The sequence below is a fragment of the Ideonella sp. P3_A4 genome, from assembly GCF_056403075.1.
The window spans coordinates 1-2,354 of sequence record NZ_JBFUGE010000806.1; the positions used below are offsets into that span (position 1 = coordinate 1).

At 66.8% G+C, this 2,354-nt stretch carries 3 protein-coding genes; 1 reads left to right on the forward strand and 2 read right to left on the reverse strand.

Annotated elements, in window-relative coordinates; translation table 11 throughout:
• Positions 1-357, forward strand: a 357-nt coding sequence (locus tag AC1DYI_RS32965; protein WP_477208325.1) for a Kelch repeat-containing protein, incomplete at its 5' end; no start/stop codon positions are given.
• Between the two features lie 325 nt (positions 358-682).
• On the opposite strand, the gene AC1DYI_RS32970 is transcribed toward AC1DYI_RS32965, so the two are convergent.
• Both AC1DYI_RS32970 and AC1DYI_RS32975 read right to left on the reverse strand, forming a co-directional pair.
• The gene (locus AC1DYI_RS32970) at positions 683-1,399 is read right to left on the reverse strand and encodes an alpha/beta fold hydrolase (RefSeq protein ID WP_477208326.1); all 717 of its coding nucleotides are present in this window, start codon (positions 1,397-1,399) and stop codon (positions 683-685) included.
• 115 nt (positions 1,400-1,514) lie between these two features.
• On the reverse strand, positions 1,515-2,354 hold an 840-nt coding region (locus AC1DYI_RS32975), incomplete at its 5' end, for a right-handed parallel beta-helix repeat-containing protein (RefSeq protein ID WP_477208327.1).

The window sequence follows — 2,354 nt, forward strand, 5'->3', positions numbered from 1 at the left end:
CCCAGCGGCAAGGTGCTCGTGGCCGGCGGCGGCGGGTCGATCGACGGCGCCGAGCTGTACGACACGGCCACCGGCACGTGGACAGCGACCGCGCCGCTGGCGACAGGCCGCTCGGACCACACCGCGGTGCTGCTGCCGACCGGCCAGGTACTGGTGGCCGGCGGTCGAGCCGCCGGGAGCGACACCCTGGACAGCACCGAGCTGTACAACCCTGCGACCAACCAATGGACAGCCGGTCAGCCCATGCTGCGGCCACGCTATGGCCACGCGGCAACCTTGCTGGTCAACGGCAAGCTGCTGATCACGGCCGGCTCCGACGTGCACGATCACCTGTCGAGCACCGAGCTGTACCACTGAGGCGTGAGCGCAGCCTGACCGGTCGGGTGCGGAATCCCGCACTTTCCGCAGAAGCGGCAGTGCGGAAATCCGCCCTGGTTGTTGCAGTCTGTACCCGTCAGCGGGCCGTTGCCAGCGTTGCCGGGCCTGAAGACCGCCCTTTCTTGCGGACTTACCCGAACTTCGAGGGTGGGTGGCACGCGCCGTGCTCTTACCTGACCTGCGGGAGGCCTGAGGAGCGTGTGACCCACGCGGCGAGGGCTGAACGTTGATCAGAGACCACTCCTCCTCGGGGCCACTTTGGGTAACCATCGTGGCCCTATTTTTTTGAGTGACAGATCAGCGCTCAAGCCCCGGCGAGTTTCAGCACGGTCTGGGTCAGCGCGTCGGGCTGCGAGAAGTAAGCCGAGTGGCTGGCCCGCAGCGTTTCGACCCGCTCGACCGGGCTTTCTGCCAGCAGCCTGTCCTGCAGCGGCAGCGACACCGCGTTGTCCTCGCTCAGCCGGATGTAGGCTCTCGGCACCCGGCCATAGCGCCCGTCGGTAAGTTTCAACCGGGTCAACGCGGGCCGCACGGGCTCGCGCACGAGCAGGTCGCGGCACAGCGCCAGGTCGTCGCTGCTGCAGTCGGCATACAGCGCTTCGCGGTAGACCTGCGGCTTCAGCCAATCCCACAGGCCGAGGTGATTGATCTGCACGTTGCCCGGCATCATCGAGGCGCGGTCAGGCAGGTAGTCCAGCACCCGGCGCCCTGTCGGCAGCATGTACGACGCCACGTAGATCGTTCGTTCGATGCGCTCCGGCGCGCGCTCGGCCAGGCTCGACGCGACGATGCCATTGCGGCTGTGCACGACGACCACCGTCTTGCCTTCTGGCGCCAGCGCGGCCTCGGCGGCATCGACCATGCGATCGAGGCTGACCAGGGCGTGCAGCGCGGGCGCTCGCCCGCGGCCGGGCAGGTCGATCGCGCATGCGGTGTGCCCGGCGGCCTGGATGCGAGGAACGATCTTGTGCCAGCACCAGGCGCCGTGCCAACTGCCGTGCAGGAAGAGAAATTGGGTCATGGTGAGTTCGTCGTGGTGAGGTCGTCAGCATCGCCGCGACAGGCTTTGCGTGCACCCCGGCGTTTGCGGTCGAATTCGATGTCTTGCGCCACGCGGGGCGACAGCGCCGTTTGGGTCAGCCGTACTGGAAGTAGCTCGGCAACCCGTTCAGCTCGTTGCCGCTGAAGCTGTTCGTCGCCGGTGTGAACGCGTGGCCCGCTTCCTTCTGGATCGCCACCAGCGTGCGCCCCGTCGGCGCGACGAAGGTGTTGCCAACGATGGCCACGCCGGTGGAGGTGCCGGTGTTGAAATCGAGCGCATACGACCCTGGCCCACCGAAGCCGCAGTCTTCGAATCGGTTGCCTTCCAGCAGCAGTTCATCGACGGTGAAGGCAACCAGGCCGACGCCGCCGACGCTGCCGCAGTGCAGAAAGCGGTTCGACAACACCCGCACGTCGCGGCAGCGCATGTCGGCCGACAGGTAGCCGATGTTCGAGCCCCGCGTGTCGCTGAAGTCGTTGCCCTCGAGGCGCGCACCCACCGCACCCGTCAGGCCAAAGCCGCGAGCGACGTTGACGACGGTGTTGTCGCGCACCACGAGCCCATGCGAAGGTGTGTTGCCATCGACCCCACCGACCGGCTGATTGACGAATGCGATCCCCGCTGCGCTGCAGCCGTCGATGTGGTTGTTGGCGATCTCGAAACCGCTCGGATGCCGCGTGTACATATGCCCCGCCAACACCACGGCCACTGCACCCACATTGCCGCCGATGCGCTTGAAGACGTTGTCGACCACGGTGATGTTGCGCACGACGTGGAACGGCTGCGCGTTGGGTTCGACGTCCACTGCGCCCGGCATGTCGGCGCGTGTGCAGTCGTGGAAGTGGTTGCCGCGGACCACCACGCCGTCGCCGTCGATGATGCTGATCGCGTTGCGGTTGTCGCCATTCAACCCATCGAACTTGCAGCCCTGGAC

Bases quoted from the DNA above. Each gene is read 5' to 3' on its own strand.
- AC1DYI_RS32970 (WP_477208326.1), bottom strand. From the start codon at position 1,399: ATGACCCAATTTCTCTTCCTGCACGGCAGTTGGCACGGCGCCTGGTGC.